A 24,878-nucleotide genomic window follows, 5' to 3' on the forward strand; every position below is an offset into this window, starting at 1 on the left:
CCCGCATGAGTGGAGGCCTGGGTAACGGAGCAGTGGTCGCCGACCGCTATCGACTGCTCCGACTGATCGCGACCGGTGGAATGGGACAGGTCTGGGAAGCGACGGACAACCGGCTCGATCGCCGCGTCGCCGTCAAGATCCTCAAGCCGGAGTTCTCGGACGACCCCGAGTTCGTCGAACGGTTCCGTGTCGAGGCGCGCACGACCGCGCTGTTGAACCATCCCGGCATCGCCAACATCTACGACTACGGCGAGGTGCGGGACGCCAACGGGCAGTCGCTCGCGTATCTCGTCATGGAGCTCGTCATCGGCGAGCCCCTCAACACGGTGCTCACGCGCATGGGTCGGCTTCCGCTGGTCCACGCACTGGACATGCTCGAGCAGACCGGCCGCGCCCTGCAGGCCGCGCACCGCGCAGGCATCGTCCACCGTGACGTGAAGCCGGGCAACATCATGATCACGCCCGACGGGACGGTGAAGATCACCGACTTCGGCATCGCGAAGGCCGTGGACGCCTCGCCCGTCACGCGGACCGGCATGGTCATGGGCACCGCGCAGTACATCGCCCCCGAACAGGCGCTGGGTCAGGACGCGACGTCCGCGTCCGACGTGTACTCGCTCGGCGTCGTGGGCTACGAGGCCATCAGCGGGACCCGTCCGTTCGTCGGCGACGGCGCGCTGACGGTCGCGATGAAGCACGTGCGGGACGCCGCGCCGCCGCTTCCCGGCGATCTGCCGCAGCCGGTGCGGGAGCTCATCGAGATCACCATGACCAAGGACCCGGCCGCACGGTACGAGAACGGCGGGGAGTTCGCCGACGCGGTCGCTGCCGTGCGCGCCGGCCGGCGCCCGCCCGCCCCGGGCACGGCGTCCGGTACCGGTCGGGTCGCCCCGCCCGTCGGCGCCGTCGGTGGGCCGTCCAGCACCCGCATGATGACCACGTCCGCCACCGGCTACGCCGCCGCGGCAGCGGCCACACCACGATCACCGGAACCTGATCGTGACCGCGAATCGGGCATGACCCCCGGGCAGAAGGCCCTTGCCTGGGCTGCCGGTGGACTGCTCCTGCTCGCCGCCGTCGTCGCGTTCGGGCTGTTCGTCTTCACCGAGAGCAACGGTTCGACGCCCGTCGTCACCTCGACCACCACGGCGGCGCCCACCACGGAGCCGACAACCACCACGACGCGGCCGACGACCACCACCACCACCGAGCCCACGACGACGACCACCACCACCACGACCACCACGACGACGGAACCGACGACGACCACCACCGAGCCCACGACCACCGAGCCGACGACCACCACCACGACCACGACCGACGGGGGACTGTTCACCATCCCCGGTCTCGGCGGCGGGAACGGCAACGGCAACGGGGACGGCAACCCCTTCAACTACGCACCGGGAGGATCGCGATGACCACACCGCGCAAGCTCTCGTCCCGGTACGACCTCGGGGAGATCCTCGGTTTCGGTGGCATGTCGGAGGTCCACCTCGCGAAGGACGGCCGTCTCGATCGCGACGTGGCCATCAAGGTGCTGCGTCAGGATTTGGCACGCGATCCCACGTTCTACCTGCGGTTCCGCCGCGAGGCACAGAACGCTGCGGCACTGAACCATCCGGCGATCGTGGCGGTGTACGACACGGGTGAGGCGGAGACCGAGACGGGTCCGCTGCCCTACATCGTCATGGAGTACGTCGACGGCGACACGCTGCGCGACATCGTCCGCGCCGAGGGGCCGATGGCTCCCAAGCGTGCGATGGAGGTCATCGCCGACGTCTGCGCCGCCCTCGACTTCAGCCACCGCAACGGCATCGTGCACCGCGACGTCAAACCGGCCAACGTGATGATCAACCGCGCCGGTGCGGTCAAGGTCATGGACTTCGGCATCGCGCGGGCCATCGCCGACAGTTCGTCTCCGATGACGCAGACCGCTGCCGTCATCGGTACCGCCCAGTACCTGTCGCCAGAGCAGGCTCGCGGCGAACAGGTCGATGCGCGATCCGACGTCTACTCGCTGGGCTGCGTGCTGTTCGAGATCCTGACGGGCGAGCCGCCGTTCACGGGTGACTCCCCGGTCGCGGTCGCGTACCAGCACGTCCGGGAAGATCCGCGACTGCCGTCGTCGGTGAATCCGGACATCCCGCGGGAGCTGGACTCGATCATTCTCAAGGCGATGAGCAAGAACCCGGCCAATCGGTACCAGAGCGCCGCGGACATGCGCACCGATCTCATCCGCGTCCTCGGTGGCCAGCGGCCCAGTGCGCCGATGGTGATGAACGACGAGGATCGCACCACCATCCTCGGCTCGATGGATGCGCCGCGGTCCGGCGCTCGGCCGGCGTCCGACAACTCCGGCGAGCCTCGCCGGATCGCCCGCCACGCGCATCCCGACGCGGACGACGACGGAGAACGACCGCGCCGCAAGGGCGTGCGCGTCGCCGTCATGGCGCTCGCCGCCCTCGTGGTCGTCGGCATCGTCGGCGTCTTCCTGTGGAATCTCGGCCCCGGTGCGGAGGCCCGTTCGGTGACCGTCCCGGACGTGTCCGCGCAGACCGCCGACGCCGCCCGCACCACCCTCGAGAACGCGGGCTTCCGCGTCGACGTCCAGCAACGCTCCGACGCGACGGTGCCCGAGGGGTCCGTCATCGGCACGCGACCCGTGTCCGGCACGACGGTCGACGAGAACAGCACCCTCGTTCTCGAGGTGTCCACCGGTCCGGAGCAGATCCAGGTCCCCCAGCTGGCAGGACTGACGCAGAGCGCTGCGGAACAGGCACTGGTGCAGGCCGGTCTCGCTCTCGACCCGTCTATCGGCCGGGCCGCGTCGTCTCGCGCGGACGTCGACAAGGTCATCGGTCAGGAGCCGGCTCGCGGATCGTCGATGGCTCAGGGCTCGTCGGTACGCATCACGCTCGGATCGGGACCGCGTCAGGTGCGGGTCCCCGACGTGGTCGGTCAGAACATCGAGGTCGCTCAGCCCAACATCGCGGGTGCCGGTTTCCTCGTCGACCGCCAGAACGTCGACTCGACGCTCCCGGCCGGTCAGGTGGTCGCCACGACGCCCGCGGGCGGCAGCAACGCCACCGACGGCGACACCGTGGTGGTGCGGGTGTCCAACGGATCGCAGTTCGAGATCCCGGACCTGGCAGGCCAGACCCCGGTCCAGGCCGTCGACCTCCTCCGCGCCGCCGGCTGGGAGGGCACCATCGCCGAGATCGACCAGGTCGACGTCCAGACGTCGGACCTCACGCAGGTCAACCGCGTTCAGCAGCAGGCGGTCGCGCCGGGGACGGCCATCGCCAAGACGGCGCGCGTCAACGTGACCGTCGGCAAGTTCGGGCTCTGACCCGACGCGGCGCCGTGCTCAGACGCGGGCGGCGCTCTCGAGCTCGGCCACCAGGCCCGGTTCGGGAGCCTCGCCGCACACGGCGAGCCAGTTCGCCAGCATGCGGTGACCACCCTGCGTCATGACCGACTCGGGGTGGAACTGCACGCCGTGGATCGGCAGCTCCCGGTGGCGCATCGCCATGACGATGCCGCTCTCGGTGCGCGCGGTCACCTCGAGGTCGTCCGGGATCGTGTCCTCCCGCACCGTCAGCGAGTGGTAGCGCGTCGCGGTGAACGGATCCGGCAACCCTGCCAGCACGCCGTCTCCGGAGTGGTGGACGACGCTGGTCTTGCCGTGCAGCAGTTCCGGCGCGCGTTCGACCACACCGCCGAAGGAGGCACCGATGGCCTGGTGTCCGAGGCACACGCCGAGCAGGGGCGTTGCCGACGAGGCGCAGGCCTGCACCATGTCCATAGTGACGCCGGCACGCTGCGGCGTGCCGGGTCCGGGACTGAGCAGCACTCCGTCCACCTCCGCCACGGCGGCCTCGACATCGAGCACCCCGGGGTCGTCGTTCCGCAGCACTCGGGCCCGTGTCCCCAGCTGGCCGAGGTACTGGACCAGGTTGAACACGAAGCTGTCGTAGTTGTCGACGACGAGGATGCGCATGTCACAAGACTAATGCCGCACGGGTGGGAGCTCGGCTGCAGGTTATCGTGGACGTGAGCAGTGAGCGTCCCCACCGTGGCTCACACCCGCCCGCCTGCAGTCCGGTACGAGAGTTCGAGGTCATCCATGCCCAAGTCGAAGGTCCGCAAGAAGCCCGACTACACGATCGATCCGGCGTCGCGGACGCCCGTCAAGGTCAAGGCCGCGCCGTCGAGCACGCTGTATCTGTCGGTCATGTTCGGTTTCATGGTGCTCGGTCTGGTGTATCTCATCGTGTACTACCTCGCCCAGGACAGCATCGGCTGGATGTCGGATCTGGGGGCCTACAACCTGCTGATCGGCTTCGGTTTCTGGATCGTCGGTCTCGTCATGACGATGAAATGGCGCTGACCGGGGCTTCCTCCGCCGTGCGCGCCGAAATTACACGCGTGTTGTTCATCCACACTGTGGATAACTTCTGTGGATAACTTGTCCACAGGTGGCCGCGAGGCACCGCAGTCCTGGTCCACACCCCTCGCCGCCGTGGCCGCGCTGGGGGTGGGAGCCGCTGCACTCGCCGCCGCTGCCGTCGCCACGACGGGTGATCCGGCCGGCCGCGCGCTCATCGGACTCGCCGCACTGGCAGCCCTGGCGCTGGCTGTGCTGGCCGCGGTCCAACGTCCGAAGTTGAGTGTCGACGGCGACGTCCTGCGCATCAGAACTCTGCGCGGAACCCGCGACTACGGGCGCGACGACGTGCTCTCACTGCGTCTGGTCCCGTACCCGCGGCTCGGTCGACGGGTTCCGATGCTGGAGATGGACGTGACCGACGGCGACGACGAGCGACTCGTCATCTTCGGTCGCTGGGACCTCGGGGCCGATCCGCGCGCCGTGTTCGACACCCTCGAGCTGCACGGGTGGGTCGACGCGGGCTGGTCGCAGCGGGACTAGCCCGCCACGAGAGTCGGAGCGAGCGTCGCGGCACGCAGACCGATCAGCGCCAGTGCGAGCAGCCCGACGCCGGCGATGCCGAACCATCCCAGTCGGCGTGACCGACGAGCGTCCGAACCGGTGACGAACAGCACCGCGGCCGTGGCGGCGGCACCGGCGGCGAGCCCGCCGAGGTGTCCCCACAGGGAGATACCGGGGATCGCGATGCTCAGCACCACGTTGAGCCCGATCACGACGAGCACCGGGGTGGGGCTGCGGCGCAGTCGGACGAGGATCACGGCCTGTGCACCGAGGAGGCCGAACACGGCGCCGGATGCTCCGACCGTCGCCACCAGGGGGCTGGACAGCCACATCACCGCCGCGGCGCCGCCCAGCAGCGCGACGACGTACACGGCGAGGTATCGCGAGCGTCCGAGCACCAGCTCGCAATCGCGCCCGATGACGTACAGGGCGAACATGTTCACGGCGAGGTGCACGATGCCGGAGTGCAGGAAACCACTGCCCAGGATGCGGACGACATCGCCGTCGGCCACCAGGAGCGGGACGAGCTGCCAGCTGCGGAACAGCGAGCTCGACTGGTTCGCCAGGCCGCCGGACTGAGCGGCCGTGAGGGCGAACACGAGGATGTTCAGTGCCATCAGCGCGTAGGTGACGACGGGGGTGGAGACGGTCCTGCTGACACCGCCGGCCATCGTGCGGGCACGCGGGATCGACCCCGCAGCCTGTGCCACGCACTCGACACAGTGCTGACCCACCGCGGCCGGCCGCAGGCATTCCGGGCAGGCCGGTCGGTCGCACCGGGTGCAGGACAGGCCGGTGGGCCGATCGGGGTGGCGCACGCAGGTAGGGAGGGGCGGCACCGGAGCGCCGCCCCATCCTGGTCCTGTCATGTCACACCGATCTCGCGACGGGGGACCGTGTCGGTCGAATCAGGCAATGGTGACGGATTCGATGACGACGTCGTTCACGGGGCGATCGCCGCGGCCGGTCGCGGTCGAGCCGATCTCGTCGACGACCTTCTGCGACGCGGGATCGATGACCTCGCCGAAGATGGTGTGACGACGGTTGAGATGCGGCGTCGGGCCGACGGTGATGAAGAACTGCGAACCGTTGGTGCCGGGGCCCGCGTTCGCCATGGCGAGCAGGTACGGACGGTCGAACGACAGCTCGGGGTGGAACTCGTCACCGAACTTGTATCCGGGACCACCCGTGCCGGTGCCGGTGGGGTCACCACCCTGGAGCATGAAGCCCGCGATGACGCGGTGGAAGATCGCGCCGTCGTAGAAAGGTCCCTCGGAGGAGCCCGACGCGTTCTTCGTGCTGTAGTCCTTGGTGCCCTGCGCGAGACCGACGAAGTTCTCGACCGTCTTCGGCGCGTGGTTGCCGAAGAGGGCGATCACGATGTCGCCGTGATTCGTGTGCAGGGTCGCGGTCTGAGTCTGTAGAGGTGAGGTCACAACACCATCGTGCCACCCGGGGAATGTGCAAGGGTGAACGGATGACGTCAACACCCGACAGTGCCACCGCCAAGAAGGCGCTCGGCATCGCCCGTGACACCGCCCTCACGCTCGCGAAGGGCCCCGCAGCAACAGGTTTCGTCGTCACTCGCAAGGGGGTGTCGGTCCTCCGGTCACGACGCGCCCAGCAGCGTGCCGCTCGTCCCGCACCCGTGCGTGCGGCGGCGCCCGTTCGACGCGGTCGGTTCGTGCCCGGCCGCCGCGCCGGCGTGATCGGACTGCTCGTCCTCCTCGGCGCCGGCGCTGTCGCGTTCTCCCGCTCGCGCCGCACCGAGCTGCCCCCTCCCGCCGCCGAGCCGCCGAGCCTGGGCACGCCGACGACCAACGGTCACCAGGCGCCCTGACACTGCTCCGCCGGTCAGAGCATCCCGAGCACGAACCGCGCCACGTCGGCCAAGTCCATGGTTCGTGGGGCGGGTGGGCTCGGCACTCCGGCCACCACCTCGGCCACGGCCCGTGCCGACACGCTGCCCGGTTCCAGGTAGTCGGCATGGCCCACGGTGCCCGCCGTGTCCAGCGCCTCGGTCTCGGGTCGCTCGCTGGGATCGGGCCCGAACCGTCCCAGGTCGGCGACGGGGTCCCACGCCGCCTCGGCGACGTGCACCGGGCCCGGCGCGGCTGCGGCGGCGCGGTCGCTCCATCCGGGCGAGCCCATCACCACCACGGCGTCGACGGGGGCACCGGCCTCGATGGCCTGCGCCGCGACGACGGTGCCGTAGGAGTGCGCCACCAGCGTCACCTCCGGAGCGTCACCACCGTGTCGACGATCGCCGAGCGCCTCGAGAACGCCGACGAGTGCCGGCGCACCGGCCGCGGCCGGTGCGGTCGAGGCCACGCTGCGCCCGGGCTCGACGAGCTCCGTGTTCCATTGCGGCGCTTCGTATCCGAGCCACGACACACCTGCGGTGACGGAGCCGGGTGACAGCGCACCCGCCTCGGTGACGAGTGCCGCCGTCTCGCCGTCGTGTCGCGCGATCGACCCCGCCACCGTGGTCCCGGCGCCCGGAACCACCACCGCCACCCGATCCGCACCGTCGAGGTCGCCGACGGACACCGCCGCCAGGGTGCGGCGCGCACCCGCCTCGTAGTGCACGAGACGGCGCTCGGGTCGCGCGAGCACCTCGATCAGCGCGTCGATGGCCGCCAGGCGCTGCCGCGTCTCGGCGAGTCCCGCGTCCACGTTCGAGAACGCGCCCCCGAACGCGGCGTCGTCGAGTCGCGCGGACAGGTCCCGTTCGGCGACGACGAGGCGCTCATGGTCCTCAACCATCCGCGCCCGATTGGCGGTGTCGAGCACCGCCGCGGCCCTCGTGGGCGCCGACTCCGGCGTCGCGTCTCCGCCTGCCCTGGTCAGGTCCTCGGCGACCGTGCGATCCAGTTCGGCGAGGGCGCCCGTCCGATCCGCGGGATCCCATCGCGACAAGGCTGCACGGTCGTCACCCGCGCGGGCGAGGACGTCCGCGATCCGACCCAACACCTCCGCTCGCGTCGACAGCTCCGCCGCCGTACCCACGACGGCCGACCGAGCGGCGTCGGCCGCCGCTCCCTCCCACCCGGGCAGCCGCCCGATCGCGGTCGTGCGATCGACCAGCACGCGCAGGCGAGTCCCCGCGGACACCACCCTCGTGTGCATGCTCCACAGGTCCGGTGCTGTCCAGACCACCGACTCGCTCACGCCGACCCCCGTCGTTCCCGGACGGCACGTGACGGCCGCCTCGAGCGGACAGTGGACCAGATGGAGCCGGCGGGCCTCGCTGCGTCGTCCACAGCCCGGGGAACGAGCCGTCAGCGCCGCTCGGCAGGCACTCCGGTGTCCTCGATGACGGCCCTGGGCACCGGCGTGGACATCTGTTGGGCACCTCGGCTGCGCTTGGCCTTGTAGAGCTCGGCGTCGGCGGCCCGGTAGATTTCCGACCACTTGCGCACGGTGGGCATGCAGACCAGTCCGACGCTCCACTCGGCCGAGTGCGCTGCCCGCAGCCGCTCCAGAAGGGTCGCCGCCTCGCCCTCACCGGTTCCCGGCATGAACAGCACGAACTCGTCGCCGCCGAGACGGCCCAGGACGTCGCCCTTGCGCAGCTGGCCGCGCCACGCTGCCGAGACCCGCTCGAGCAGTACGTCGCCGGCGATGTGCCCGTAGATGTCGTTCACGGTCTTGAAGTTGTCGAGATCGAGAACCGCCATGCTCACCGGCAGACCACGAGAGGCGAAGACCGGGAGCAGTTTCTCGACGCGGTCCTCGAGGCCCTGACGGTTGAGGAGTCCGGTCAGGGCGTCCCGCGACGCCGAGTGCCGCATGCGCCGCGAGTGGGAGCCGAAGAACTCGGCGGCGGCCACGATGCCCAGCGCGGTGAGGACGTAACCCACCATCGGCATGGTCGACGGCGACAGCGCGGCCGCCACGACCGATCCCACCGTCAGCACGCTCACCCACACCCAGCCGCCGCGCTCACTCCAGTACCCCGCGAGCTGCATGCCCAGGAACATCGCCGCCTGACTCAGCAGCAGGTACGCCACCGGTCCGTCCGACGTGAGGAACATCGCGCACAGCGACGCGACGGCGCCGCCCGTCACGATGCCCAGCGTGCGAGGCGAGGTCGGACGCGGGCCGAAGTGCAGGACGGCCGCACCGAGGAGTTGGAGACCTGCAGCGAGGACCATGACCACGGTTCCGGTGGTCGTGCCCGAGAACGCGACGGCACCGGCGATGAAGAGAACCGCGGTGGGACACAGATAGACCACCATCGCGGTGCTCGCTTCTGTTCCTCGTCCGGGGTTCACGCGTCAAGTATCGACGATGAGGCGCGCAGTGGTGGACGAAGCATCGCCGGTGGGCATGGTGACATGTCCAGAGACGAGAACACCCTGCTCCGGCATGCGGAACAGGGTGTGGTCGTGACTGTGGAGCCTAGGAGATTCGAACTCCTGACATCTGCCTTGCAAAGGCAGCGCTCTACCAACTGAGCTAAGGCCCCGGATCGACATCCGGCAGTCGATGCCACCGCGTACTCTCCACGCGAATCGCGCGAACAGTGACGGCAACGACGACCGACGTCACGAGGGCGGGGAGAAGAATCCTCACGGACATCCTTTCTCGCTCTCGTTCGTGGGCCTAGGAGGACTTGAACCTCCGACCTCTTCCTTATCAGGGAAGCGCTCTAACCGCCTGAGCTATAGGCCCGCACTCGGCTCGCAGAGCACGGTGGAACGTGCTGTGCTGACCGAGGAACGAGATTACCGCACACACGGCGCGAGACCAAAACGCCGGTGTGCGGTGGGTCAGTCCCGGTCCGCCAGCGTCACTTCCAGGCCGCCGACGAGGTCGGAGCACAGGTTGTAGATGAACGTGCCGATGGTCGTCAGTGCTGTGAACAGCACCACGTTGATGAGACCGATGACGGCGGCGTAGCCGAAGATCTGGCCGGCCGACACCAACCCGGACTCGCCGGACGTGGCGACGATGTCGGAGAACGCATTGTTCAGTCGATCCCACACGCCCATGCCGTCGAGCACCATGTACAGCAGCCCGACGGCCACCATCCAGACGAAGAACAGCGACACGGAGATCACGAGCGACAGCTTCAACATCGACCACGGATCGATCTTGCGCACCTGGACGGTCGCGCGCAGCGGCTCACCGGACTCCGACGATCGCGCCGTCATCATCGGGGTGGCGCGCTCGGTGCGCTGCTCCTCCTGCTGCGGGTGACGGACCGTCGAGAGGTCCGGCATGTCGGTGGGCAGGTCGTTCCGCGCGATGTTGCGCGTCGGCCCGTCGATCACCGCAGCCTTGGCCGTCGCCTCGGCGGGACGCCCCTGGCGGGGACGGTCCTGACCGTCCGTCGGACGTGCAGCGGGCTGCACGGTCGTCCGGGCCTGACCCTGGTCCGGACGAGCCTGCTCGGGAGCGCGGCCCGTCGGAGCGGGACGGCTCTGCAGGTTCGTCTGCGGCTGCCGCTGGGGTGGCTGCTGCTCCCGCACGGGAGCCTGCTGGGAGTCCGGTGTCCGAGCCGGACGGGGACCCTGATGGCCGGGGTCCTGCCGAGCAGGGTCCTGTCGAGCGGAGTCCTGCTGCACCCCGTCCTGGCGTGCGCCGTCCTGCTGGGCAGGCGGCCACGCCGCGGGCGGGCGAGGTGCCGGGGGTCCGCCGGCAGGCCGTGGGGCCTGACGGTCGGACGTGGTGCTCGGCGCGGGGCGTCCGTTTCCGGTGGACCCGGGCTGTTCGGGAGTACTCACTGCGCTCATGACTCCTTGGATCCGTCGGCCTCGGCGATCGCGAGGTCCTCCGGCTCGTCCGCGTTGCGTGCGATGGCCAGCAGGTTGTCGCCGTCGCCGAGGTTCATCAGCCGAACGCCCTTGGTCTGGCGTCCTGCCTTGCGAACCTGACGAGCCGCGGTGCGGATGACACCGCCGCTCGAGGTGATGGCGTAGAGCTCGTCGTCGTCCTCGACGATGAGCGCTCCCACCAGGGTGCCACGACGCGGGTCGTACTGAATGGTCAGCACGCCCTTGCCACCGCGGCCCTGCGGGGGGTAGTCCTCCATCGCGGTGCGCTTCGCGTAGCCACCGGACGTGGCGACCAGCAGGTACGTGCCGTCCTTCACCACGTTCAGGGAGAGCAGTGCGTCCTCGCCGTTGAAGCGCATTCCCTGGACACCCGAAGTGGCGCGGCCCATCGGGCGCAGCACCTCGTCGGTGGCCGAGAAGCGGATCGACTGGCCCTGAGCGGACACGAGCAGCAGGTCGTCCGAATTGGTGCACAGCACGGCTCCGACCAGCTCGTCGTCGCCACGCAGGTTGACGGCCACGATGCCACCGGAACGGTTGGAGTCGAAGTCGGCCAACTTGGACTTCTTCACCAGACCGGCCTTCGTCGCGAGCACCAGGTACGGCGCGTCGTCGTAGGTCTTGATCTGGATGATCTGCGCGATGCGCTCGTCGGGCTGGAACGCCAACAGGTTGGCGACGTGCTGTCCGCGGGCCGTGCGGTTGGCCTCGGGGAGCTCGTACGCCTTGGCCCGGTAGACCCGGCCCTTCGTGGTGAAGAACAGGATCCAGTCGTGCGTCGAGCAGACGAAGAACTTGCTGACGATGTCGTCCTGCTTGAGACCCGCGCCCTGCACACCCTTGCCGCCGCGCTTCTGCGATCGGTAGAGGTCGGTCCGCGTGCGCTTGGCATACCCCGTCTCCGTGATGGTGACCACGACGTTCTCACGCGCGATCAGGTCCTCGTCGCTGACGTCGCCGTCGGCCGCGATGATCCGGGTACGACGATCGTCGCCGAACTTGTCGACGATCTCCTTCAGCTCCGAGCGCACGATCTCCCGCTGACGCTCCGGACGGTCCAGGATGTCCTGCAGGTCCGCGATCTCGATCTCGATCGCGGCGAGCTCGTCGACGATGCGCTGCCGTTCGAGCGCGGCGAGGCGACGCAGCTGCATCGCGAGGATGGCGTCCGCCTGGATCTGGTCGACGTCGAGCAGGTCCATCAGGCCCTGGCGTGCGACATCGGCGTCGGCGGACCGGCGGATCAACGCGATGACCTCGTCGAGGGCGTCGAGCGCCTTCACCAGTCCGCGCAGGATGTGGGCCCGCTCCTCGGCCTTCCGCAACCGGTACCGCGTACGACGGACGATCACGTCGAGCTGGTGGGTCACGTACAGCTTGATCATCTGGTCGATCCGCAGGGTGCGCGGAACGCCGTCGACGATCGAGAGCATGTTGGCGCCGAAGCTCGTCTGCAACTGGCTGTGCTTGTAGAGGTTGTTCAGCACCACCTTCGCTACCGCGTCGCGACGCAGCTTGATGACGATGCGCATACCGACGCGGTCGGACGACTGGTCCTCGATGTCGGAGATGCCGGCGATCCGGCCGTCCTTGAGCTGCTCGGCGATCGAGGCGATCATGTTGTCCGGGTTCACCTGGAACGGCAGCTCGGTGACGACGATCTGCGTGCCGCCGCGCTCCCCCTCCTCGATGTCGACCACGCCGCGCATGCGGATCGATCCGCGACCGGTGCGGTACGCGTCCTCGATGCCCTGCGATCCGACGATGAGACCGTGAGTGGGGAAGTCGGGTCCCTTGATCCGCTCGATCATCGCCTCGAGGGCGACCTCTTCACTGGCCTCGTAGTTGTCCAACATCCAGTACACACCCTCGGCGAGTTCCCGAAGGTTGTGCGGCGGAACGTTGGTCGCCATGCCGACCGCGATTCCGCCACTGCCGTTGGCGAGCAGATTGGGGAAGCGGGCGGGCAGCACGGTCGGCTCGAGGGTGCGGCCGTCGTAGTTCGCGATGAAGTCGACGGTCTCCTCCTCGATGTCCGCAAGCATCTGCATCGCGAGAGGAGTGAGCCGACACTCGGTGTACCGCATGGCCGCCGGGCCGTCGTTGCCGCGGGAACCGAAGTTGCCCTGACCGTCGACGAGCGGGTACCGCATGGACCACGGCTGCGCCATGCGCACGAGGGTGTCGTAGATCGAGCTGTCGCCGTGGGGGTGGTAGTTACCCATGGTCTCGGCCACCGGTCGAGCCGACTTCACGTATCCGCGATCGGGCCGATATCCGTTGTCGAACATGGCGTACAGCACGCGGCGGTGCACGGGCTTGAGACCGTCGCGCACCTCCGGGAGTGCTCGACCGACGATGACGCTCATCGCGTAGTCGATGTAGCTGTTCTGCATCTCCTGCTGGATGTCGACCAGCTCGATGCGGTCGGACGTGGGTCCGTCGCCGCCGGTGGGGGGCAGGGTGGTGTCTGTCATTGCATTCTCCTAGCGCGGCGCTCGGGGCGCGGAGCGCCTATACGTCGAGGAAACGAACGTCCTTGGCATTACGGGTGATGAAGCTGCGGCGGGCCTCGACGTCCTCACCCATGAGGATGGAGAAGAGTTCGTCGGCGGCGGCAGCGTCGTCCAGAGTCACCTGACGCAGCACGCGCACGCTCGGATCCATCGTGGTCTCCCACAGTTCCTTCGCGTTCATCTCGCCCAGGCCTTTGTAGCGCTGGATGCCGTCGTCCTTGTTGATCTTCTTGCCCGACGCCAGGCCGGCCTCGATCAGTCCGTCGCGCTCCCGATCGGAGTAGGCGAACTCGGGATCCGCACCTCGCTGCCACTTGAGCTTGTACAGCGGCGGCATGGCCAGGTAGACGTAGCCGTGCTCCACGAGAGGCCGCATGAAGCGGAACAGCAAGGTGAGCAACAGAGTCGAGATGTGCTGGCCGTCGACGTCGGCGTCGGCCATCAGCACGATCTTGTGATAGCGCAGCTTCGCGATGTCGAACTCGTCGTGGATGCCGGTGCCGAACGCCGTGATGATCGACTGGACCTCGGTGTTCTTGAGGACACGGTCGATGCGGGCCTTCTCGACGTTGATGATCTTGCCGCGCAACGGAAGAATGGCCTGATACATCGAGTCGCGACCGGACTTGGCGGAGCCGCCGGCCGAGTCGCCCTCCACGATGTAGATCTCGCACTTCGACGGATCGTTGGAACGGCAGTCCGCGAGCTTGCCCGGCAGTCCACCGATGTCGGTGGCGCTCTTGCGCCGCACCAGATCTCGCGCACGACGAGCAGCCGTGCGCGCCTGCATCGAGGCGACGGCCTTGGAGATGATGAGCTTGGCCTCGGCGGGATTCGCCTCGAACCAGTGCGTGAGGTGTTCGCCGGCGGCCTTCTGCACGAAGGACTTCACCTCGGTGTTGCCGAGCTTGGTCTTCGTCTGGCCCTCGAACTGCGGCTCACCGACCTTGACGGAGATGATGGCGGCGAGACCCTCGCGGATGTCGTCTCCGGTGAGGATGCCGTCCTTCTCCTTGACAAGCTTCTTCTCGTTGGCGTACTTCTTCACGACGTTGGTCAGCGCAGAGCGGAAACCCTCTTCGTGCGTACCGCCCTCGTGCGTGTTGATCGTGTTGGCGAACGTGTGCACGGACTCCGCGTACGTCGAGTTCCACTGCATCGCGATCTCGAGTTCGTGGCCCGGGCCCTTGGCCGAGAAACCGATGACCGACGGATGCTGCGGCGTCTTCGCACGGTTGATGTAGCGGACGTAGTCCTCGAGACCACCGGGGTAGTGGTAGGTCCGGGTCTTGATCTTGGCCGGTGCTCCCGACGGCTCCTCGGCGTCCGCCTTGGGCGTCTCCGCCAGCTCGCTCTCGGAGGCCTCGTCGGCGATGCGCTCGATGTCCGAGGCGCGCTCGTCGGTGAGGACGATGGTGAGTCCCTTGTTCAAGAACGCCATCTCCTGCAGGCGACGCGCGACCGTGTCGAACTTGAAGACGGTCTCCTCGAAGATGTCCGCGTCCGGCCAGAACGAGATCGCCGTACCCGTGCGCTTCGTCGGCTCGCCCTTGATCAGCTCGCCGGGGACGGATCGCGTGTAGGTCTGCTCCCAGTGGAAGCCGTCGTTGTCGACCTGCGCGAGCAGGGTCGTCGACAGAGCGTTGACCACGGAGATACCCACGCCGTGCAGGCCGCCGGACACCGCGTAGGAGTCGGAGTCGAACTTGCCGCCGGCGTGCAGCTGAGTCATGACGACCTCGATGGTCGGGATGCCCGAGGAGTGCATGCCGACGGGGATACCGCGACCGTCGTCGACGACCCGCACGCCGCCGTCGGCGAGAAGGGTGACCTCCACCGTGGTGGCATGACCTGCCATCGCCTCGTCGACGGAGTTGTCGACGACCTCCCAGATCAGGTGGTGCAGGCCGCGCTCTCCGGTGGAACCGATGTACATACCGGGTCGCTTGCGTACCGCCTCGAGTCCTTCGAGGACGGTGATCGACGACGCGTCGTATTCCTTCGGCTTGTCGCTCTTGCCTGCCTTGGGGTCAGCCACGGTCAGCTGTTCTCCTTCTCGACTACGCTCCCCCGACACTCACCTCGCTCGGTGAGGACGGCAGAGGACCTCGACCCGAAAAAATGCGCTCGGGGACGCATGCCCCTCGCGCTCGGTGGTCTTTACCGGTCCATCGTACCGGTAAAGCGTGGGTCGCGGCTCACGTCGACACCCGAAACGGCCCCTCATTGCGTCGGAGACGGACTTTTCTCGTGTTCCGCGGTTCATTTCGTGGGTACGAGGGCTCCGCGCGTCAGAGATCGAGCGTCAGCCGCTCGCCCGCGGAGCGCGACACACAGATCAGCATGTGATCCTCGCGCTCGTCGTCGGCGAGGCGTCGGTCCCGGTGCTCGGGAGCGCCGGCCAGAACCTTCACCTTGCACGTTCCGCAGAAGCCCTGGCGGCACGAGTACGGCACACCCGGGACGACCTCGCGGATCACGTCGAGTGCCGTCCGGTCCGCCGCGACGTCGAGCACCGTCCCGGACGACGCGAGTTCGACACTGAACGGGGATCCGGCGACGACGGGCGGCGGCGAGAACCGCTCGTAGTGCAGACGCGTCGCTCCCGTCGCCGGGACACCCTCGCGCACCAGAGCCAGCATCGGGGGCGGACCGCAGCAGTAGACGGATCCGCCGTCCGGCGCGTGGCGGAGAAGATCCGCTGCGGTGGGCAACCCGTCGACGTCGTCGGTCCGGACGGTCACACGCTCCTGGTCCCACGTCGACACCTCGTCGAGGAACGGCATCGACTGCCGTGAGCGTCCGCTGTAGACCAGATGCCAGTCCATGCCGAGGGCACGGGCCCGCCGCACCATCGGGATGATCGCGGTGATGCCGATACCACCGGCCACGAACAACGCGGATCCGGACGCGTAGAACGGAAAAGCGTTGCGCGGACCGGTGACCGAGAGTCTGTCTCCCACCTCGAGGGTGTGCATCTCGGCCGAACCGCCGCCGCCGTCCGGTACCAGTCGCACCGCGATCGAGTACGCGTCCTTCTCGAGCGGGTCACCGCACAGCGAGTACTGCCGGCGACGCCCCGAGGGGAGCACGAGGTCGAGGTGGCTGCCCGGATGCCACGGCGGGAGGTCGCCGCCGTCGACTCGGCGAAGCGTCAGCCCGACCACGTTCTCGTCCCGGCACAGCGTGAAACGCTCGGAGACCGCCATCGTGTGCGTCCGCGTCTGGACCGGCGCCGCACGCGCCTTGTACTTCGAGTGATCCAGGATGGCGAACAGCTTGTCCAGCCCGTCCGTGATCTGCGCCAGCGACTCGTCCATGCCGCCCTTGCCGAGCAGATCCTCGGGAATCGTCCGGGACGCGCGGTACTCGCGCACGGCCGCCATGGCTCGTGCGAACGTGCGATCGCCCATCAGACCGTGGCGGCCCTCGCCGCCGGGGAGGTGGCGAGGTACGCGACTGCCAACGAGGTGGATCCCTCCTTGGACGGGTGGTAGTCCTTCCGCAGGTACCGCACGGACGCCTTGCCGACGGCCTTGGCGGTGGGGAACAACCCGCGCTGCGTGACGGCCCTGATCTGCTTCAGCGTGTAGCTGCGCTGATCGTCCGTCAGCGTCGGATCGTTCTTCATGAGGAAGCGGAGACCGCGGCCCCACATGACCACGACGGTCGGTGCGACGAGAAGGTAGGTACGCGTGCGGCGGAACCGACGCGTGTCGAAGTACTGCAACACGTCGTAGGCCACGGCGCGGTGCTCCACCTCCTCGGCCCCGTGCCAGCGCACGAGGTCCAACATGCGGGGATCCACGTCCGCCTCGTCCAGGCCCTTCTCCGTCAGCACCCACATGCCGAGGAACGACGTGAGGTGCTCGATGGCGGCGATGAGAGCCAGGCGCTCGACGAGGCTGTTCTTGGTGTTCGTCGACCTCTTGTCGAGAGCGACCCGGAAGACGTACTCCATCTGCTTCACGTACGGCGCCGGGTCCAGGCCCTGGTCGGCCAGGAACGTGTGAATGCCGGAGTGCGCCTGCGCGTGCATGGCCTCCTGGCCGATGAAGCCGATGACGTCGGCGCGCAGCTTCTCGTCGTGGATCAACGGCAGCGCCTCCTTGAACACGCGCACGAACCACTCCTCGCCCTCGGGAAGGAACAGGTGCATCACGTTCATGAGGTGCGTGGCCAGGGGGTCACCGTCCATGTAGTGCATGCGCATGGACTCCCAGTCGAACGAGACGTTGCGCGCCTGCAGGACGACGGGTCCTGGATCGTCGTTCATCATCGGGTCCTTTCGTGGCTGATCATTCGATCATTCGCCGCAGAGCGCGAGTTCGGATCGGATCCACCGTGACGCTGTCCCCGATCACCACGTCCGGTCGTTTCCCCGTGAAACGCTACGCACCCTCGTGACATCGATCAATGGGCCCGGGGGTTCACCCGTAGGTGTCACGAGGTCCGCGACCCGACACGTGACGGTCGCCCTTCTTCCAACTGGGCGCAGCTGGGCCGGTGATACGGAGCGACGTGACCACACCGTGGCCCACGGACGCGGCGATCTTCGCGAGGATCTGCGACTGCATCAACCGCAACTGGGTCGCCCACGCCGTGGACTCCGCCGACACCGCCAGCACGCCGTCCCGGACGGACACCGGCTCCGCGTGTGCCGCGATGTCCTCACCCACCACCTGGGGCCACCGGCCGAGCACCGTGCCCTCGTCCACCTTCGCCGACCAGCCACGCGACGCGGCGAGCGTCTTCGCGAGCGACCCGAGTGCCTGCGGATCACGGTCGTCGGGCCTCGAACCGGACCAGGTGCGCGACCGTCGCGGCCGGCGTTGCGTCGACGCGCGACCCTGCCCCACGGCCTTGCCGTTGGCCTTGGCCGCCGCACGCGCGTTCTCGAGCGCACGCCGCGCGATGTCCGCTCCGCGCAGCGGGGGCTCGGCCGGATCGCTGCCGGACGGCGTCTCGTCCGTCATGACTCCTCCTCCACGTGGCTCGTGTCGACATCAGTATCGGACGTGCCTCCGACAGAATCCGACCCGGACACCTCGGTCAGTTCCGATCTGCGTGCACCCTCGGTCTCGTGGGCACGGACGTCCATGCGGCGCGCTCGCAACTCGGGCGGCACGTCCTCGGACACTGCCGCGGTCACCAACACCTGCTCCGCCGTCACCGCGACCCCCGCCAGGGCGGTCCGCCGCGCACGATCGAGTTCGGCGAAGACGTCGTCGAGGAGGAGCACGGGATCCGAACCCTCGGAACGCAGCAACTCGAAAGCGCCGAGCCGCAGGGACAGTGCGAAGGACCACGACTCGCCGTGACTCGCGAACCCCTTGGCAGGATCGGTTCCGAGTACGAGGTCGAGATCGTCACGATGCGGGCCGACGAGGGTGACACCGCGTTCGATCTCCCGTGTCCGCATCACCGAGAGCTGTTGCAGGAAGGCTGCTTCGAGCACCTCGACGTCGTCCGGTTCCTCCGTTCGATCCAGCGCGAGCATCTCGGGGGGCATGGCGTCGGCGAGACTGCTCCGGTACGCGATGGCCGCAGGCCGCGACGACGGTGCGATCCGGCGGTAGGCGTCGACGACGAAGGGACCGACGTCGCGTACCGCGCGCAGCCGGTGCTCCACGATCTCGGCACCGAAGCCGGCGAGCTGCCCGTCCCACACGTCGAGCGTGGCCAACGCGTTCGCGCCGTCGCTCGACGACGATCCGCGTCGCAGAACCCCGCTCGCGCTCTTGAGTAGCGCGGACCTCTGCCGGAGAACGCGGTCGTAATCCGCACGGACAGCGGCCATTCGAGGAGACCGCGCGACGATCAGCTCATCGAGGTAGCGGCGCCGCTCGCTCGGATCGCCGCGCACCATCGCCAGATCCTCGGGTGCGAACAGCACCGTGTTCAGGATGCCCAGCACCTCCCGTGTCCGCCGCACCGGAGAAGTGTTGATGCGAGCGCGATTCGCCCGCCCGTCGTTGATCTCCACGTCGACGGTGAGCTCGCGACCGAGGTTGACGACGGACGCCCGCACGAGAGCGCGTTCCGCACCCGTCCGGACGAGCGGAGCATCGGCCGACACCCGGTGCGACGACAGCGTCGCGACGTACCCCAGTGCCTCGAGAATGTTGGTCTTCCCGTGGCCGTTGGGACCGACGAACACCGTCACCCCCGGCGCGAGATCCACCGAGAGTTGTTGCCAGGAACGAAAATCGACCAGGGTCGCCGAGCGGACGAACACTTACGCGCCGGTGCTCTCCGTGTTGGGGGCACGCTGTACCGCGTGTCCACCGAACTGGTTGCGCAGCGCGGACACCGCCTTCATGGCGGGCGAATCCACCTGTCGCGACGCGAATCTCGCGAACAGTGCCGCGGAGATGACGGGAGCCGGCACCGAGTGTCGGATCGCCTCCTCGACGGTCCAGCGTCCTTCACCGGAATCCTGTGTGTAGCCGGAGATGTCGGTGAAGCCCGGATCTTCCTGCAGAGCCTTCACCAGGAGATCGAGCAGCCACGACCGCACGACGGTGCCCTTGGTCCACGCACGCACCACACCGGTGACGTCCTCGATGAGATCCTCCGCGGCAAGGAGTTCGTACCCCTCCGCGTAGGCGTGCATGAGGCCGTACTCGATACCGTTGTGCACCATCTTCGCGTAGTGACCCGCGCCCACCGGGCCGGCGTGGACGAAGCCGTCCGCCCGCTCGCCCTCGGGACGCAACGCATCGAACACGGGCATGGCGCGCTCGACGTCCGCAGCAGCACCGCCGACCATGAGGCCGTACCCGTTCTCCAGGCCCCAGACGCCGCCCGAGACACCGGCGTCGACATAGCCGATGCCCTTCGCGGACAACAGTTCCGCGTGCACCGCGTCATCGGTGAAGCGCGAGTTGCCGCCGTCGATCACGAGGTCGCCCTCGGACAGCACGCCGGCCAGAGTGGTGACGGTGTCGCGTGTGACGGGACCGGACGGCACCATCACCCAGACGATGCGGGGAGCGGGGAGCGCGGCGGCGAGGGCCTCGAGCGACTCGACGTCGGTGACCTCCGGCCGCGGATCGTAACCGGTGACCTCGATGTCGTGGCGCCGCAGGCGCTCACGCATGTTGAAGCCCATCTTGCCGAGACCGACCAACCCGATGTTCATGCGTGGCTTCCTTTCGATGGACCTGCGCCGGTGCCTCGCGAGCGACTCAGCCCGGAAGGCGTACCGGCATGAGCAGGTACGTGTACGCACTCTTCGGTGCGCTGAACGTTCCGGTCTCGTCCGGCTCGAGTTCGTCCTCACCCGCCGGGCGCAGCACTGCGGGCCGGCTCGGTGTGGTGAACCCGAAGGACACCCGCTCGGAGTGCAGCGAGTTGAGACCGTCGATGAGATACCCCGGATTGAACGCGATCACCAGGGGCTCGCCCTGGAAGTTCGCCTCGATCGACTCCTCGGCCCGGCCTGCATCGTCGCCGCCGGCGGACAGAGTGACCGTGTCGGCCGAGAACTCGAGGCGGACCTGCGCCCCACGCTCGGCGAGCAGAGCGACACGCTTGATGGCCTCGAGGAGGGGAGCGATGGGCACGCTGGCGACCGCGGTGTGCTCGGACGGCAGCAACTGCCGGAACTTCGGGAACTCTGCGTCGAGCAGGCGGGTGGTGGTGCGGCGGCCGTCGCTGACGATGCCCAGGAGGCCGTCGTTGCCGATGTGCGATGCGGAGCCCAGAGCGAGCTCGACGCCCGACTCCGCGCCTCCGCCAATGCTTTTCGCGGACTCGGACAGGGTCTTGGCGGGGATGAGGACCGCCGCGGCCGTACCGGGTGCGGCCGGAGTCCAGTCGAGTTCGCGCACGGCGAGACGGAACCGGTCGGTAGCGGCGAGCACCACGGAGTCGCCGTCGATCTCCATGCGGATACCGGTGAGCATCGGGAGCGTGTCGTCACGGCCCGCGGCGATGGCCACCTGGCTGATGGCCTCGGCGAACACGTCGACCGGGACGGTGCCCGTCTGCGACGGCAGTTCGGGGAGTTGCGGGTAGTCCTCCACCGGCATCGTGGGAAGCGAGAACTTGGCACTGCCGCACGTGATGAGCACCTTGGTCCCGTCGACCGAGACGTCGACCGGCTTGTTCGGCAGCGAGCGCGTGATGTCGGCGAGCAGCTTGCCCGACACGAGCACCTGGCCTCCGCCGGCGACCTCCACGGGAACGCGTACCTGGGCCGACACCTCGTAGTCGAAGCCGGAGACCGTCAGTCCGGAGTCGTCGACCGACAGCAGCACACCGCCGAGGACGGGAACCGCGGGACGGGACGGGAGTGATCGCGCCACCCAGGCCACCGAATCGGAAAAATCTTCTCGAGCAACTCGAAACTTCACACTGCCAAGCTCCATCGCCCGGTTGATCCTCTCGCTGACCTGCTCCACACGAGTCGGTGGGCAAACCACACCGTATGCCCTCGAGCGCGTGCTGAAAAGTCGGGGTTGGTCTCGATCCGAGGCCTCGGAGGCGGTTGTGAATGGATCCGTCCCCACCCTGTTTTTAAAGAGATGTTCCTAGGAAGAAATACAAGCAGTAGTCATAGGTCCTGTGGAATCTGTGGACCGACCCTGTCCGGTGCTGGTGGCACGGCGTGGCGGCTCGAGGATGAACCCGGGCATCACGACGGGCTCGGTGCGGGTCACATGTGGACGGACGGTGGACTCGGTGCGAACTACAGATTTCATCCCCGGGGTATCCACGTTATTCACACAGTTGTCCACAGGTGTGTATCGAGCAGAATCGGCCCGGATCCCGGCCGAACTCGTCTCCCTTCGGGGCTCCGTACCGACGAGAACGGCCGCCCGCATCGCCGCGGGGGCGAGTCGAACGGCCGTGGACACTCGGAGGGGTCAGCGCTTGGAGCGCTGCTTCACGCGAGCGGTGAGCTCCTGCACCTGGTTGTACGTACGGTGCCGCTCGGCCATCTCCTTGCGGATCTTCTTGTCGGCGTACATGACGGTGGTGTGGTCACGGCCGAACGTCTGACCGATCTTGGGCAGCGACAGATCGGTCAGCTCGCGGCACAGATACATCGCGATCTGTCGCGCTTGCGCCAGCGCGCGGGCCTTGCCGGGGCCGCACAGTTCCTCGATCGAGGTGTCGAAGTACTCCGCGGTGACGGCCATGATCGTCGCCGCCGTGATCTCCAGTCCCGTCGAGTCCGGCATCAGATCTCGGAGAACGGCCTCGGCGAGCGCGGTGTCCAGGTTGTGCCCGTTGAGCGACGCGAAGGCCGTGACTCGGATGAGCGCGCCCTCGAGCTCACGGATGTTCCGCTCGATCCGGCTCGCGATGAGTTCGAGCACCTCGTGGGGCACGTCGAGGCGGTCCATCTGCGCCTTCTTGCTCAGGATCGCGATACGCGTCTCGAGCTCGGGCGGTTGCACGTCGGTGATGAGGCCCCACTCGAAGCGGGTGCGCAGTCGTTCCTCGAGGGTCGCGAGCTGCTTGGGCGGCCGATCGGAGGAGACCACGATCTGCTTGTTCGCGTTGTGCAGCGTGTTGAAGGTGTGGAAGAACTCCTCCTGGATACCTTCCTTGCCCTCGATGAACTGGATGTCGTCGACCAGCAGGACGTCCGTCTCGCGGTAGCGGCGCTTGAACGCGACCTTGCGGTCGTCTCGAAGGCTGTTGATGAAGTCGTTGGTGAACTCCTCGGTGGACACGTACTTCACACGCATGCCGGGAAACAGACGTTGGGCGTAGTGGCCGGCGGCGTGCAGCAGGTGCGTCTTCCCCAGTCCGGACGCACCCCAGACGAACAGCGGGTTGTACGCCCGCGCCGGAGCCTCCGCGATGGCGACGGCGGCCGCGTGGGCGAACCGGTTGGAGGCGCCGATGACGAAGGTGTCGAACGTGTACTTCGCGTTGAGGCTGGTGCTGCCCGTCGGAGTGGACGTCGAGCGCGGCGGCACCGTGTACGAGGTGGGCCACGAGTTCTGGACGCTGGTCAGAGCGTCCCGGTCGTCGTCGACCTCCTCGTGATCGCCGTAGTCACTGCTCTCGGAGTCGGACGGCTCGCCCGCGGTGGACTCGGTGAGCAGGCGCCGGCGATACACGGGTGCACTGTGTGCGGTGTCGGGGCGACGTTCGGTGTCGACGGGCGTGGGAACGTCCGAGAGGTCGGCGTCGGCTCCGGGCGCCAGCCGGACACCGAGCCCCTCGACCGGGCGGTCGAGGTGGCGACCGAGGGCCGCGAGGATGGGTTCACGCAGACCGCGCTCGACCGCCTCCTGCGCGATCGGCGACGGAACCGAGAGCAGAGCGAAACCTTGCGCCAGAGTGATGGGGCGGACGAGAGCGAGCCACGCCTTCTGGGCGCGAGACAGGGAGGACCCCGAATTCGACTCCGCCGTGAGCTCGGCGACGACGCTCGGCCATACAGCGGCCAAGACGTCCGGATCGTCCTCCACGGTGCCTCCCCAGGGCCGTGGCGTGACCGCGGCCGTCGATGATGCTGCGGTGCCTCGAGGGCCCCGCCGACGACACGAATATGCCACCCGACCTGTGTTTCCACATAATTATCCACAGCTGTGGACAAACGACACCGGTGTAGCTCGACGGCATCTCGCACGGAGACGGGCCGGAGCAGCGGCGTTCTGACCTGCGGCGATGCAGAGCCTTGGTGAGAGATCCCCACCGACGGGGCGAGACGTCGTCACCCGCACAGCGAAGTTAGCAGGCTCGTGGGTGCACAACAAGACGAACGGTCCTCTCCTGCCTCCGAGAGGTCGTCGTCGTGCTCGAGGCGTGTCATCGTGACAGGAGCACCGTCCCCGGGGTAGCGCGGTTTGACCTCGTTCGACGCCGTCAGTACCCTCGAACGGTCACCCGCGACATGCGTGGATCGGTCCTGCCGTTCTCCTGCGCGAGTGGCCACCGAACTCGAGTTCGCCGAACTCGCGACCATCAGCACACCACTGGCAGTCCTCGGGGCTGCCGATATTTCGAGGAGTACCACCGTGGCCAAGGGCAAGCGGACGTTCCAGCCGAACAACCGTCGTCGTGCACGCGTGCACGGTTTCCGTCTGCGCATGCGCACGCGTGCCGGTCGCGCGATCGTGTCGGCTCGTCGCGGCAAGGGCCGCGCGTCGCTGACCGCCTGATTTCCCGGTAACCGGAACGCTCGGGTGTTACCTGAGCAGCATCGGCTGCACCAGTCGTCGGATTTCCAGGCGACGGTGCGCCGCGGCCGCCGCACAGGACGCCACGACATCGTCGTGCACCTGAGGTTCCGGGGGGACGAGAACGCTCTCGTCTCTTCCGGACACCCGCGTTTCGGGCTCGTGGTCAGTAAAGCAGTGGGGCCGGCGGTGACTCGACACAGAGTCGCACGCCGGCTTCGTCATATCTGCAGCTCGATGCTTCCTCTCGTCGAGTCGGATGTCGACGTGGTCGTGCGGGCACTGCCCGGCGCAGCGACCGCGGCGTCCTCCGAACTCGAACGCCAGCTGGCGTCGGGTCTGCGACGACTCGGAGCGATGCGCGCGATGAACTCCTCTCACCCGGTTCCCGCCGAGCGCCCCCGCGCCCTCGGCCGGTCCGAGACGTGATGACGGAGTCCGCGAATCCGGTCCCGGTCGAGCCTGCGTCCGACCGGAGCCT

22 protein-coding genes and 2 tRNA genes are annotated in these 24,878 nt (G+C 68.1%); 7 read left to right on the forward strand and 17 right to left on the reverse strand.

What is annotated here, in order from left to right; translation table 11 throughout:
* Positions 1 to 5 precede the first annotated feature (5 nt).
* Positions 6 to 1,418 carry a serine/threonine-protein kinase gene (locus BR07_RS24560; RefSeq protein ID WP_081821298.1) on the forward strand — a complete coding sequence of 471 codons (1,413 nt, stop codon included), beginning with the start codon at positions 6 to 8 and terminating at the stop codon, positions 1,416 to 1,418.
* Complete coding sequence (pknB, locus tag BR07_RS0113670; protein WP_027505928.1) at positions 1,415 to 3,349, forward strand: Stk1 family PASTA domain-containing Ser/Thr kinase; 1,935 nt, start codon at positions 1,415 to 1,417, stop codon at positions 3,347 to 3,349. Before BR07_RS24560 ends, pknB begins: the two co-directional genes overlap by 4 nt.
* 18 nt (positions 3,350 to 3,367) lie before the next feature.
* Here pknB and BR07_RS0113675 read toward each other — a convergent pair whose 3' ends face one another.
* Complete coding sequence (locus BR07_RS0113675) at positions 3,368 to 4,000, reverse strand: aminodeoxychorismate/anthranilate synthase component II (RefSeq protein WP_027505929.1); 633 nt, start codon at positions 3,998 to 4,000, stop codon at positions 3,368 to 3,370.
* A 126-nt stretch (positions 4,001 to 4,126) separates the two neighbouring features.
* Here BR07_RS0113675 and crgA point away from each other — a divergent pair, with 126 nt between their 5' ends.
* A complete protein-coding gene (gene crgA, locus BR07_RS0113680; RefSeq protein ID WP_027505930.1) occupies positions 4,127 to 4,390 on the forward strand; it encodes a cell division protein CrgA in 264 nt (87 codons plus the stop codon).
* A gap of 78 nt (positions 4,391 to 4,468) precedes the next feature.
* Entirely contained in the window at positions 4,469 to 4,930 is a 462-nt protein-coding gene (locus BR07_RS0113685) for a PH domain-containing protein (protein WP_027505931.1), read from the forward strand.
* Here BR07_RS0113685 and BR07_RS0113690 read toward each other — a convergent pair.
* Together BR07_RS0113690 and BR07_RS0113695 are read right to left on the reverse strand one after the other, a co-directional pair.
* Positions 4,927 to 5,820 (reverse strand): rhomboid family intramembrane serine protease, encoded by an 894-nt coding sequence (locus BR07_RS0113690; RefSeq protein WP_027505932.1) that lies wholly within the window; start codon positions 5,818 to 5,820, stop codon positions 4,927 to 4,929. The two genes, BR07_RS0113685 and BR07_RS0113690, sit on opposite strands and share 4 nt — an antisense overlap.
* A 39-nt stretch (positions 5,821 to 5,859) precedes the next feature.
* Positions 5,860 to 6,387 carry a peptidylprolyl isomerase gene (locus BR07_RS0113695; protein ID WP_027505933.1) on the reverse strand — a complete coding sequence of 176 codons (528 nt, stop codon included), beginning with the start codon at positions 6,385 to 6,387 and terminating at the stop codon, positions 5,860 to 5,862.
* Positions 6,388 to 6,428: 41 nt separating this feature from the next.
* Here BR07_RS0113695 and BR07_RS24565 point away from each other — a divergent pair, with 41 nt between their 5' ends.
* Positions 6,429 to 6,791, forward strand: coding sequence for a hypothetical protein (locus tag BR07_RS24565; protein WP_056695686.1), 363 nt, complete (start codon positions 6,429 to 6,431; stop codon positions 6,789 to 6,791).
* A 14-nt stretch (positions 6,792 to 6,805) separates the two neighbouring features.
* Here the strand turns inward: BR07_RS24565 and BR07_RS24570 are convergent, their stop codons facing one another.
* From BR07_RS24570 to dnaA, 14 genes are all read right to left on the reverse strand, one after another.
* Positions 6,806 to 8,122 (reverse strand): alpha/beta hydrolase, encoded by a 1,317-nt coding sequence (locus BR07_RS24570; RefSeq protein ID WP_027505934.1) that lies wholly within the window; start codon positions 8,120 to 8,122, stop codon positions 6,806 to 6,808.
* A gap of 110 nt (positions 8,123 to 8,232) precedes the next feature.
* Positions 8,233 to 9,228, reverse strand: coding sequence for a GGDEF domain-containing protein (locus BR07_RS26285; protein WP_231476347.1), 996 nt, complete (start codon positions 9,226 to 9,228; stop codon positions 8,233 to 8,235).
* Positions 9,229 to 9,349: 121 nt separating this feature from the next.
* Positions 9,350 to 9,422 (reverse strand) — tRNA-Ala (locus BR07_RS0113715).
* A gap of 132 nt (positions 9,423 to 9,554) precedes the next feature.
* A tRNA-Ile gene (locus tag BR07_RS0113720) sits at positions 9,555 to 9,628 on the reverse strand.
* A gap of 98 nt (positions 9,629 to 9,726) precedes the next feature.
* Positions 9,727 to 10,692, reverse strand: coding sequence for a DUF3566 domain-containing protein (locus BR07_RS26635; RefSeq protein ID WP_081821300.1), 966 nt, complete (start codon positions 10,690 to 10,692; stop codon positions 9,727 to 9,729).
* Entirely contained in the window at positions 10,689 to 13,211 is a 2,523-nt protein-coding gene (gene gyrA, locus BR07_RS0113730) for a DNA gyrase subunit A (RefSeq protein WP_027505935.1), read from the reverse strand. The genes BR07_RS26635 and gyrA overlap by 4 nt, the downstream gene beginning before the upstream one ends.
* 37 nt (positions 13,212 to 13,248) lie before the next feature.
* Positions 13,249 to 15,288 carry a DNA topoisomerase (ATP-hydrolyzing) subunit B gene (gene gyrB / locus BR07_RS0113735; RefSeq protein WP_027505936.1) on the reverse strand — a complete coding sequence of 680 codons (2,040 nt, stop codon included), beginning with the start codon at positions 15,286 to 15,288 and terminating at the stop codon, positions 13,249 to 13,251.
* A 253-nt stretch (positions 15,289 to 15,541) separates the two neighbouring features.
* A complete protein-coding gene (locus BR07_RS0113740; protein ID WP_051613423.1) occupies positions 15,542 to 16,636 on the reverse strand; it encodes a PDR/VanB family oxidoreductase in 1,095 nt (364 codons plus the stop codon).
* 26 nt (positions 16,637 to 16,662) lie between these two features.
* A complete protein-coding gene (locus BR07_RS0113745; protein WP_231476351.1) occupies positions 16,663 to 17,526 on the reverse strand; it encodes a metal-dependent hydrolase in 864 nt (287 codons plus the stop codon).
* Positions 17,527 to 17,680: 154 nt separating this feature from the next.
* On the reverse strand, positions 17,681 to 18,226 hold the full coding sequence (locus BR07_RS0113750) for a DUF721 family protein (protein ID WP_027505939.1): 546 nt from the start codon (positions 18,224 to 18,226) through the stop codon (positions 17,681 to 17,683).
* Positions 18,223 to 19,488, reverse strand: a complete 1,266-nt coding sequence (recF, locus tag BR07_RS0113755; RefSeq protein WP_027505940.1) for a DNA replication/repair protein RecF — start codon at positions 19,486 to 19,488, stop codon at positions 18,223 to 18,225. The genes BR07_RS0113750 and recF overlap by 4 nt, the downstream gene beginning before the upstream one ends.
* Complete coding sequence (gnd, locus tag BR07_RS0113760) at positions 19,489 to 20,394, reverse strand: phosphogluconate dehydrogenase (NAD(+)-dependent, decarboxylating) (protein ID WP_027505941.1); 906 nt, start codon at positions 20,392 to 20,394, stop codon at positions 19,489 to 19,491.
* Between the two features lie 46 nt (positions 20,395 to 20,440).
* Positions 20,441 to 21,625 carry a DNA polymerase III subunit beta gene (dnaN, locus tag BR07_RS0113765; protein WP_027505942.1) on the reverse strand — a complete coding sequence of 395 codons (1,185 nt, stop codon included), beginning with the start codon at positions 21,623 to 21,625 and terminating at the stop codon, positions 20,441 to 20,443.
* Positions 21,626 to 22,123: 498 nt separating this feature from the next.
* A complete protein-coding gene (gene dnaA / locus BR07_RS0113770) occupies positions 22,124 to 23,686 on the reverse strand; it encodes a chromosomal replication initiator protein DnaA (protein WP_027505943.1) in 1,563 nt (520 codons plus the stop codon).
* A gap of 549 nt (positions 23,687 to 24,235) precedes the next feature.
* Between dnaA and rpmH the strand changes: the two genes are divergently transcribed.
* Both rpmH and rnpA read left to right on the forward strand, forming a co-directional pair.
* Positions 24,236 to 24,379, forward strand: a complete 144-nt coding sequence (gene rpmH, locus BR07_RS0113775; RefSeq protein ID WP_027505944.1) for a 50S ribosomal protein L34 — start codon at positions 24,236 to 24,238, stop codon at positions 24,377 to 24,379.
* Positions 24,380 to 24,403: 24 nt separating this feature from the next.
* Positions 24,404 to 24,826 carry a ribonuclease P protein component gene (gene rnpA / locus BR07_RS24585; protein WP_051613399.1) on the forward strand — a complete coding sequence of 141 codons (423 nt, stop codon included), beginning with the start codon at positions 24,404 to 24,406 and terminating at the stop codon, positions 24,824 to 24,826.
* Positions 24,827 to 24,878 lie beyond the last annotated feature (52 nt).

Origin of the sequence: Rhodococcus sp. UNC23MFCrub1.1 (assembly GCF_000686025.1) — a bacterium.
Lineage (GTDB): Bacteria > Actinomycetota > Actinomycetes > Mycobacteriales > Mycobacteriaceae > Rhodococcoides.

What these genes read in the sequence shown, in the direction of transcription:
- BR07_RS24560 (WP_081821298.1), top strand. Translation starts at nt 6, where the DNA reads ATGAGTGGAGGCCTGGGTAACGGAGCAGTGGTCGCCGACCGCTATCGA.
- pknB (WP_027505928.1), top strand. Translation starts at nt 1,415, where the DNA reads ATGACCACACCGCGCAAGCTCTCGTCCCGGTACGACCTCGGGGAGATC.
- BR07_RS0113675 (WP_027505929.1), bottom strand. Translation starts at nt 4,000, where the DNA reads ATGCGCATCCTCGTCGTCGACAACTACGACAGCTTCGTGTTCAACCTG.
- crgA (WP_027505930.1), top strand. Translation starts at nt 4,127, where the DNA reads ATGCCCAAGTCGAAGGTCCGCAAGAAGCCCGACTACACGATCGATCCG.
- BR07_RS0113690 (WP_027505932.1), bottom strand. Translation starts at nt 5,820, where the DNA reads ATGACAGGACCAGGATGGGGCGGCGCTCCGGTGCCGCCCCTCCCTACC.
- BR07_RS24565 (WP_056695686.1), top strand. Translation starts at nt 6,429, where the DNA reads ATGACGTCAACACCCGACAGTGCCACCGCCAAGAAGGCGCTCGGCATC.
- BR07_RS26635 (WP_081821300.1), bottom strand. Translation starts at nt 10,692, where the DNA reads ATGAGCGCAGTGAGTACTCCCGAACAGCCCGGGTCCACCGGAAACGGA.
- gyrA (WP_027505935.1), bottom strand. Translation starts at nt 13,211, where the DNA reads ATGACAGACACCACCCTGCCCCCCACCGGCGGCGACGGACCCACGTCC.
- BR07_RS0113740 (WP_051613423.1), bottom strand. Translation starts at nt 16,636, where the DNA reads ATGGCGGCCGTGCGCGAGTACCGCGCGTCCCGGACGATTCCCGAGGAT.
- BR07_RS0113745 (WP_231476351.1), bottom strand. Translation starts at nt 17,526, where the DNA reads ATGAACGACGATCCAGGACCCGTCGTCCTGCAGGCGCGCAACGTCTCG.
- BR07_RS0113750 (WP_027505939.1), bottom strand. Translation starts at nt 18,226, where the DNA reads ATGACGGACGAGACGCCGTCCGGCAGCGATCCGGCCGAGCCCCCGCTG.
- gnd (WP_027505941.1), bottom strand. Translation starts at nt 20,394, where the DNA reads ATGAACATCGGGTTGGTCGGTCTCGGCAAGATGGGCTTCAACATGCGT.
- dnaN (WP_027505942.1), bottom strand. Translation starts at nt 21,625, where the DNA reads ATGGAGCTTGGCAGTGTGAAGTTTCGAGTTGCTCGAGAAGATTTTTCC.